Origin of the sequence: Streptomyces sp. NPDC058579 (genome assembly GCF_042718575.1) — a bacterium.
Classification (GTDB): Bacteria; Actinomycetota; Actinomycetes; order Streptomycetales; family Streptomycetaceae; genus Streptomyces.
On the sequence record NZ_JBHXPI010000028.1, the window covers coordinates 79,449 to 87,140 of the forward strand.

The following is a 7,692-nucleotide window of genomic DNA, read 5'->3' on the forward strand; positions in this document are numbered from 1 at the left end:
GGTCGACGGCTGTCCGTGACAACGCTTCCCACGGATGCTTGACTGGGGAAATTCTGAGACTGCTGGGGCTTCTGGGGAGGGGACCGCAGAGATGCGCAGTGGGGCGAAGGTTGCGATCGTCGGCGGAGTGTTCGTCGTCGTGGCGGGCGGGGTCGCCTACGGGGGGTACAACCTCTGGCAGGGCGTCAACGGGGGCTCCGGCGGGGGCGTTTCCACCGACGCGGAGAAGAAGCGGACCGGGCCCGTCAGCGAGGACGAGGTCACCAACGCCGCCAAGGAGTTCCTCGCCGCGTGGGCGGCGGGCGAGCCCGAGAAGGCCGGGCAGCTGACCAACAACCCCGTCGCAGCCGGGCCCGTCGTGGCCGACTTCAGCGTGGGCGCGAAGGTCTCCGAGGCCGAGATCGTCCCCGGCACGCCCGTCGGCCCGAAGGTGCCGTTCACGGTGAAGGCGACCGTCACGTACGAGGGCCAGTCAAAGCCCTGGACGTACGCCTCCGAACTGACCGTCGTACGCGGGACCTCCACCGGCCGGGCGCTCGTCGACTGGAAGCCCGCCGTCATCCACCCGAAGCTGACCGCGAACGCGACCCTGCGCACCGGCCCGGCCAAGACCGGCGAGATCCAGGCGGTCGACCGCAAGGGCGTCGAGCTGACGGCGGAGAAGTACCCCTCCCTCGGCCCGGTCCTGGCCCAGCTCCGCGAGAAGTACGGCGCGAAGGTCGGCGGTCAGCCGGGCGTGGAGACCTGGATCGAGTCCGGTACGGAGGGCGGCCCGACCACGACCCTCGTCACCCATGTGAAGGGCAAGCCCGGCCGCCTGGAGACGACGATCGACGCGCAGGCGCAGGCGGCCGCCGAGACGGCCGTGAAGCAGTACGGGGAGGCCTCGGTGGTGGCGGTCAAGCCGTCCACCGGCGAGATCCGCGCCGTCGCCAACGCCCCGTCGGCCGGCTTCAACGCGGCCTTCGAGGGCAAGCAGGCCCCCGGCTCGACGTGGAAGATCGTCACGGCCGCGCTGCTCCTGGAGAAGGGGCTCGTGACCGCCAACGGCGCCACGGAGTGTCCGCCAACCGCCCGCTACTACACCCGTACCTTCCACAACCTCGACAACTTCGCGCTCGGCACCGTCCCCTTCAAGCGGAGCTTCGCCAAGTCCTGCAACACCGCCTTCATCAAGCTGATCGACGACGTCGACGACGACTCCGCGCTCGGCAAGGAGGCCCGGGACGTCTTCGGGATCGGCCTCGACTGGAAGACCGGCATCGTCTCCTCCGACGGGTCCGTCCCCGAAGAGACGCAGGGCGCGGCTGCGGAGCAGTACATCGGGCAGGGCACGGTCCAGATGAACGCCCTCAACATCGCCTCGGTCACCGCCACCGCGAAGTACGGCACCTTCAAGCAGCCGTTCCTCGTGTCGAAGGACCTCGACGGGCGGACCTTCGCCGAGGCCTCGCGCTCCCTGTCGCCCTCGGTGTCGAGCCAGCTGCGCGTCATGATGCGCGCCGCGGCGACCGGCAAGGGTACGGCCGCGGGGGCGATGGCCTCGGTCGGCGGTTCCGAGAAGGGCGCGAAGACGGGCTCGGCGGAGGTCGACGGCCAGGCCGCCTCCAACAGCTGGTTCACCGGCTACTCCGACGACCTCTCGGCGGCGGCCGTCGTCCAGTCGGGCGGGCACGGCGGGGACGCGGCGGGGAAGGTCGTGGCGAGCGTGCTTCGGGCGGGGTGAGTGTTCCCACTCCCCTCCCGCGCGGGGCGAATGCAGTCGCGTGGTCCGTACACCGAACGCTAGCGTGCGGGCCATGAGCTCACCCGAATCCAGCGCGCAATCCCCCGCGCACCCCCAGTTCGCCGCTGCCCTGGCCGCCCTCGGCCTCGACCCCGAGATCCGCCGCTTCCCCGACGAGACCCGTACCGCCGTCCAGGCCGCCGAGGCCATCGGCTGCGAGCCGGCCGAGATCGTCAAGTCGCTGGTCTTCGCGGCGGACGGGGTTCCGGTGCTCGTGCTGATGGACGGTTCGTCGCGGGTGGACGTGGAGCGGGTGCGCACGGAGCTCGGCGCCGAGGCCGTGACGCGGGTCGACGCGAAGGTCGTCCGGGAGACGACCGGGTACGCGATCGGGGGCGTCCCGCCGTTCGGGCACCGCACCCGGACCCGGGTCCTGGCCGACCGGGGGCTGCTCGACCACGCCGTGGTGTGGGCGGCCGCAGGCAACCCGCACACCGTGTTCGCCCTCGACCCGAAGTCGCTGATCGCCCACGCGGGCGGCGCGCTGGTGGACGTCCGCGAGCGGACCGCGTGACCCCCCTGGTCGTCGCGGCGGTGCTCCTTGCCGCCGTGACCCACGCCGCCTGGAACGCGATGGCCCACACCATCCGCGACCAGTTGCTCTCCTTCACCCTGATATCCGGCGGCGGCGCGCTGATCGGCGCCGTCGCCGCCGTCTTCGTACCGCTGCCGGCGGCCGGGGCGTGGCCGTACCTGATCGCCTCCGCCGTGCTGCACGTGGCGTACATGATGCTGCTGATGCGGTCGTTCACGCTGGGCGACTTCGGGCAGATGTATCCGATCGCGCGCGGTACGGCCCCGCTGGCGGTGACGTTCCTCGCGGCGGTCTTCGTCGACGAGATCCCGAGCGGCCCGCAGCTCACCGGTGTCGCCGTCGCCTGCGCGGGCCTGACCGGCCTCGCCCTGTGGGGCATCCGGGGGTCGGGCCGGCGCCCCGACTGGGCGGCGCTGCTCGCGGCCGGGGCGACGGGCCTGGCGATCGCGGGCTACACGGTCGTCGACGGCGTCGGCGTCCGCGCGTCCGGCACGCCGCTCGGGTACATCGCCTGGCTGATGATCCTGGAGGGCGTGGCCATCCCGGCGTACGCCCTGTGGACCCGGCGCGGCACGCTGCTGACCCAGCTCCGCCCGTACGCCGTTCGGGGCCTGTTCGGGGCGGCCCTGTCGGTCGCCGCGTACGGACTCGTGCTCTGGGCGCAGACCCGGGCGCCGCTGGCGCCGATCGCGGCGCTGCGGGAGTCGTCGATCATCGTGGGGGCGGCGATCGGGGCGCTGTTCTTCAAGGAGCGGTTCGGGGGGCCGAGGATCGCGGCGGCTGGGCTGATGGTGGTCGGGATCGGCCTGATGCTGACGACTGCCTGAGCCGGGCGGCTCCAGCGCCCAGCTCTCGGCGCGGCTCTCGGCGCGGCTCTCGGCGCGGCTCTCGGCGCGGCTACCGGCGCGGCTACCGGCGCCGCTACCGGCGCGGCTACCGGCGCCGCTCTCAGCGCAGGTCGAGCCGCATCAGGACGCGGGGGTGGCCGGCAAGCACGGAGGTGGTGTCGGCGGCGTGGACGAAGCCGGCCCGTTCGAAGTTCTTCCGCAGCCCGGCGTACGCCATGGTCAGGTCGACCTTCGCGTCCCCGTTGTCGAGCGGGTACGCCTCGATCGCCGGGGCGCCGCCCGCGCGGGCGAACTCGACGGCGCCGGTGATGAGGGCGTGCGAGATGCCCTGCTTCCGGTGGCCGGGGCGGACCCGGACGCACCACAGCGACCAGACCGGCAGGTCGTCGACGTACGGGATCTTCCGGCTGCGCGCGAAGGAGGTGTCCGCGCGGGGCGCGACGGCGGCCCAGCCGACGGGCTCGTCGCCGTCGTAGGCGATGACGCCCGGCGCGTGAGCGCCCTTGCACAGCTCGGCGACGTACGCGCCGCGCTCGGGCCCGCGCAGCTCGTTGTTGAGCTTGGACGGGATGCGGTAGCTCAGGCACCAGCAGACATTGGCGTCCGGCGACTTCGGGCCGAGCACGGCACGGACGTCCTCGAAGACGGAGGCGGGACGCACGTCGATGGTCATGACTCCACGATGGCACGACGTGCGGACGCACGACAGTCGCGCAGGAACCGGCCGAGGGGCTGCAGATTCTCGGCCCACTCGACCCGTCAGAACTCCCCGAGCACCTCACCGAAATGCGTGTTGACGGCCAGCAGCCCACCGTCCACCCGAAGGGTGGTACCGGTGACCCAGGCGGCGTCGGCAGAGGCGAGGAAGGCGACGGCGGCCGCGACGTCCTCCGGAGTCCCGACCCGGCCGAGCGGATAGACGCGCTCGGCGAGCGCGGCCAGTTGCTCCTGCCGGGACTCCCACCCGCGTGTGGCGATGGTGCCGGGGGTGACCTGGTTGACCCGGACGCCGAGCGGGGCGGCTTCGCCGGCGAGGGTACGGGTGAAGGAGGCGAGACCGGCCTTGGCGGCGCTGTAGGCGTGGTTGCCGAAGTACACCTCGGCGTTGACGGACCCGATGTTGACGACCGCCCCTCGCCCGCCGGCGGCGGCGAGCAACGGCATGGCGGCCCGCGCGCACCGGACGGCCCCCATGAGGGTCACGTCGAACTGCTCCCGCCACTCCTCATCGTCGTCCTCCGCCAGATCGGGCGCGAAGGCGTTGTTGACGAGTACGTCGAGCCGCCCGAACTCCTCACCGGCGTACGCGACGGCCGCCGCCACCGAGTCGGCGTCCCCCACATCACACCGCACGACCCGCACCCCCCTCACCCCACCGAAGGCCTTGTGCGCGGCTCCTTCATCCACATCGGCGACAACAACCCGCGCCCCTTCACCCCGCAGCCGCCGCACCACAGCAGCCCCAATCCCCTGAGCCCCACCGGTGACGAACGCCGAGTACCCCTGAAACCTGTCCATCCCCCGATCACACACCCGAACAGCCGGAACGCACCAGGTGTACGACGGGGCACACCTCAGGCCCCGACGCCCCCGCAGTCTCCGGTCTCCAACTCGGCCCACACGACCTTGCCGGGCCCCAGCCGATCGGAGACACCCCACTTCGCCGCCAGCACGTCCACCAGGGGAAGCCCCCACCCTCCCGTGCCGCAGTCACTCCGCAGCGCCATCATCGGCCGCTTCTCGGAGGCATCGTGCACCTCGATCCGTAAGACACCCGGCAGCCGGGCGAACCGAGTCTCGATCTCCCGCCCCGGGACCCTCCCATGCCGCACGGCATTGGTGAGCAACTCGGACAGGACGAGCGAGGCGCTGTCCGAGACGCAACTCAACCCCCAGCCCTCCAGAGTGCCGAGCAGGTGACGCCTGGCCACCGGCACACTTCTGGGCCCCTGGGCCCAGCGCAGGATCACCGTTTCCGTGCTCATCAGCCACCTCACCCAAAGTTCACAGTCCTAGGACTGCGGGTCGAATGAGGATGAGAATGCCCGCACAGCCTCAGCGCTGTCAACAGTCCTGGGACTGTGGTTGACTTCCTCGATCGAGAGGAGCTGGTGTGGCACCCAAGTGGCGGGAACTCGCCGACAAGCTGGCCGAGCGCATTCGGGGTGGTGAGTACGCCGCCGGTCAGCGGCTCCCCCACATCCGGGACCTGGTGGAGGCGGGCGAGGGGTCGAAGTCCACGGTCCACGCGGCCTACAAGGCGCTGGAAGCCGAAGGCCTGGTGACTTCGTCCCGGGGACACGGCACCGTCGTGCGGCAGCAGCAGCCGCTCAAGCGGCTCGGTATCTCCCGATACGACAAGGCGAAGTGGCGGGACGGCGACGAAGTCGCGTTCATCGCCGACCGCGTCGCCTCGGGACGGGCGTACAAGCGGGGCGAGCAGACGCAGAGCGTCACCCGCGTGTCGGCAACCGTCGCCGTGGCCGCCGCACACGGGCTCCGCGAAGGCGACCCTGTGTACGCACGGGCCCGCCTCGTGAAGGAGGGGGACCAGCCGACCCACACCCTGACCAGCTACTACCGACCCGAACATGTCGAGGGGACACGTATCGTCGACCCGGCACCCGGCCCTGCCGGGCGCGGTGGCGGCTTCCGCGTGCTGTACGACGCGGGGTACGAGATCGACCACATGCGCGAAGAGTTGTTCGCCCGGGTCGCGACCCAAGAGGAGACGGCGCTCCTCCAGCTGGCACCCGGCGAGTGGGTGGTCGAGCTCCACCGCACCACGTACACGGCGGACGGGACCGTCGTGGAGTTCGCCGTCGGCGTCCACGCGGCGAGCCGCTTCTCCTGGACGTACGACTTCAAGGTGCCCGACTCGGCCCGGGAGGCGACGGAATGATCTCGGACAAGAAATGGTCCGACGCCCAACTGCTCTGGGACTTCCAGCAGATGGGTCACGCGCCGCGCCGCTGCTCGGTGGGCATCGGTCTGGGCAGCCACGACCTTGGCGTGGCCGACGTGACGGCGGACCTGTACAGGCGGGCGATGTTCCCGCTGATCGTCTTCACTGGCGCCACGAGCCCCACCACGCGGGAGCGTATGCCGCGGGGCGAGGCGGAGCACTACCGGGACCGCGCACGAGAGTTGGGCGTTCCGGACTCCGTCATCCTCGTCGAACCGCGTGCGCGGAACACGGGCGAGAACATCCGCTTCTCACGCGAACTCCTCGCGGAGCAAGGCGTGGACGTCTCCTCCGTTCTCCTCGTTAGCAAGCCGTACGAGGAACGCAGAGCCTTCGCGACGGCCCGCAAACTCTGGCCCGGGGTCGAGATCATCTGCGCCTCCACACCCATGACCCTGCCGGACTACGTGGACTCGATCGGCGACGCCCGTCTCGTCCTCGACATGCTCGTGGGAGCCCAGCAGCGCCTGCTGATCTACCCCGAGCAGGGATTCATGATTCCCCAGGATGTTCCTGGCTCCGTCACAGCGGCGTACAAACGACTTCGCACCGCCGGCTTTACGAGTCGACTCGCCCCCGGTCCGTCGTGATAAGTTGCCGCCGCCGTGCGTAACCATGCGACAAGAGGAGGTGAGACCCATCAACGCTTCGACAGGTCGGGCCTCCCTCCCTCGCATGGCCTAGGGAGTGCCCGCAGAAGGCATCCCGAAAGGCTGGAACGCTATGCGCTTCCTCTCTGAGACGTCGGCCGACGGCGTCCGCGAACAACTCTTCACGCTTGGCGAGATCCCCGGTGTCCTGTGGACACCCGACGTGGCCGTCGGTGGGCGGCCGTTGGTGGTCATGGGGCACGGCGGTGGGCAGCACAAGAAGGCGCCCGGGGTGGAGTTCCGGGCGCGGCGGTTCGTCGTGGAGTGCGGGTTCGCCGTAGTGGCGGTCGATGTGCCCGCTCATGGTGACCGGCCGAAGGTCGAGGAGTTCGACCGGATCGTGGCCGAGAACCAGGCGCGGGTGGAGGCGGGCGAGGAGTTGGCGCCGCTGATGGCCGGGTTCCAGGCGCTCGTGGCCCGGCAGACCGTGCCCGAGTGGCGGGCCGTGATCGACGCGGTGCAGGAGCTCGACCACGTGGGCGCCGGGCCCGTCGGGTACTGGGGCGTCTCCTTGGGCTGCGGGCTCGGCGTGCCGTTCGTCGCCGCCGAGCCCCGGGTCCGCGCGGCGGTCCTGGGCCTCGGCGGCGCACTGGCCACGGCCGAGGCCGCCGCCCGGATCACCGTGCCCGTCGAGTTCCTGGTCCAGTGGGACGACGAACGCGTGCCCAGGGACCAGAGCCTGGCCCTGTTCGACGCCCTGGGCTCCGCCGAGAAGACCCTGCACGCCAACCCGGGCAAGCACGGCGAGATCCCGGCGTTCGAACTCGACAGCACCGTACGGTTCTTCGCCCGGCACCTTCGCTAGCCGCTAGCTGTATTGATCACGAGCGTTGTTAACGCTGTCTGGTCTTGATCATGGCGAAGACCTCCGGTGTGGTGGAGGTGTCTAGGCTTCACCGCACACGGAG

Annotated in this window: 9 protein-coding genes; 6 read left to right on the forward strand and 3 right to left on the reverse strand. The window is 70.9% G+C overall.

Annotation, left to right across the window (positions count from 1 at the left end; all coding sequences use genetic code 11):
- Positions 1–91 precede the first annotated feature (91 nt).
- The 3 genes from ACFWRO_RS26155 to ACFWRO_RS26165 all read left to right on the forward strand — a co-directional run bounded on the left by ACFWRO_RS26155 (position 92) and on the right by ACFWRO_RS26165 (position 3,148).
- Positions 92–1,726 carry a penicillin-binding transpeptidase domain-containing protein gene (locus ACFWRO_RS26155; protein WP_384513805.1) on the forward strand — a complete coding sequence of 545 codons (1,635 nt, stop codon included), beginning with the start codon at positions 92–94 and terminating at the stop codon, positions 1,724–1,726.
- Between the two features lie 73 nt (positions 1,727–1,799).
- A complete protein-coding gene (locus ACFWRO_RS26160; protein WP_384513806.1) occupies positions 1,800–2,300 on the forward strand; it encodes a YbaK/EbsC family protein in 501 nt (166 codons plus the stop codon).
- Positions 2,297–3,148: an EamA family transporter gene (locus tag ACFWRO_RS26165; protein WP_384513808.1), complete on the forward strand. Its 852-nt coding sequence runs from the start codon at positions 2,297–2,299 to the stop codon at positions 3,146–3,148. Before ACFWRO_RS26160 ends, ACFWRO_RS26165 begins: the two co-directional genes overlap by 4 nt.
- Positions 3,149–3,269: 121 nt before the next feature.
- Here the strand turns inward: ACFWRO_RS26165 and ACFWRO_RS26170 are convergent, their stop codons facing one another.
- The 3 genes from ACFWRO_RS26170 to ACFWRO_RS26180 all read right to left on the reverse strand — a co-directional run bounded on the left by ACFWRO_RS26170 (position 3,270) and on the right by ACFWRO_RS26180 (position 5,154).
- Positions 3,270–3,842 (reverse strand): GNAT family N-acetyltransferase, encoded by a 573-nt coding sequence (locus ACFWRO_RS26170; RefSeq protein WP_362013210.1) that lies wholly within the window; start codon positions 3,840–3,842, stop codon positions 3,270–3,272.
- Between the two features lie 86 nt (positions 3,843–3,928).
- Positions 3,929–4,687 (reverse strand): SDR family NAD(P)-dependent oxidoreductase, encoded by a 759-nt coding sequence (locus tag ACFWRO_RS26175; protein WP_384513810.1) that lies wholly within the window; start codon positions 4,685–4,687, stop codon positions 3,929–3,931.
- A gap of 56 nt (positions 4,688–4,743) precedes the next feature.
- Positions 4,744–5,154: an ATP-binding protein gene (locus ACFWRO_RS26180; RefSeq protein ID WP_384513812.1), complete on the reverse strand. Its 411-nt coding sequence runs from the start codon at positions 5,152–5,154 to the stop codon at positions 4,744–4,746.
- A gap of 128 nt (positions 5,155–5,282) precedes the next feature.
- On the opposite strand from ACFWRO_RS26180, the gene ACFWRO_RS26185 reads away from it, so the two are divergent.
- The 3 genes from ACFWRO_RS26185 (at position 5,283) to ACFWRO_RS26195 (ending at position 7,589) form a co-directional block, all read left to right on the forward strand.
- Complete coding sequence (locus ACFWRO_RS26185; RefSeq protein ID WP_384513814.1) at positions 5,283–6,071, forward strand: GntR family transcriptional regulator; 789 nt, start codon at positions 5,283–5,285, stop codon at positions 6,069–6,071.
- The gene (locus ACFWRO_RS26190) at positions 6,068–6,724 is read left to right on the forward strand and encodes a YdcF family protein (RefSeq protein WP_384513816.1); all 657 of its coding nucleotides are present in this window, start codon (positions 6,068–6,070) and stop codon (positions 6,722–6,724) included. The genes ACFWRO_RS26185 and ACFWRO_RS26190 overlap by 4 nt, the downstream gene beginning before the upstream one ends.
- Positions 6,725–6,857: 133 nt before the next feature.
- A complete protein-coding gene (locus tag ACFWRO_RS26195) occupies positions 6,858–7,589 on the forward strand; it encodes a dienelactone hydrolase family protein (RefSeq protein ID WP_384513818.1) in 732 nt (243 codons plus the stop codon).
- Positions 7,590–7,692: the final 103 nt, after the last annotated feature.

Excerpts from the sequence above, each read along its gene's own strand:
- ACFWRO_RS26175 (WP_384513810.1), bottom strand. The coding sequence starts at position 4,687 with ATGGACAGGTTTCAGGGGTACTCGGCGTTCGTCACCGGTGGGGCTCAG.
- ACFWRO_RS26180 (WP_384513812.1), bottom strand. The coding sequence starts at position 5,154 with ATGAGCACGGAAACGGTGATCCTGCGCTGGGCCCAGGGGCCCAGAAGT.
- ACFWRO_RS26155 (WP_384513805.1), top strand. The coding sequence starts at position 92 with ATGCGCAGTGGGGCGAAGGTTGCGATCGTCGGCGGAGTGTTCGTCGTC.
- ACFWRO_RS26160 (WP_384513806.1), top strand. The coding sequence starts at position 1,800 with ATGAGCTCACCCGAATCCAGCGCGCAATCCCCCGCGCACCCCCAGTTC.
- ACFWRO_RS26190 (WP_384513816.1), top strand. The coding sequence starts at position 6,068 with ATGATCTCGGACAAGAAATGGTCCGACGCCCAACTGCTCTGGGACTTC.
- ACFWRO_RS26170 (WP_362013210.1), bottom strand. The coding sequence starts at position 3,842 with ATGACCATCGACGTGCGTCCCGCCTCCGTCTTCGAGGACGTCCGTGCC.
- ACFWRO_RS26195 (WP_384513818.1), top strand. The coding sequence starts at position 6,858 with ATGCGCTTCCTCTCTGAGACGTCGGCCGACGGCGTCCGCGAACAACTC.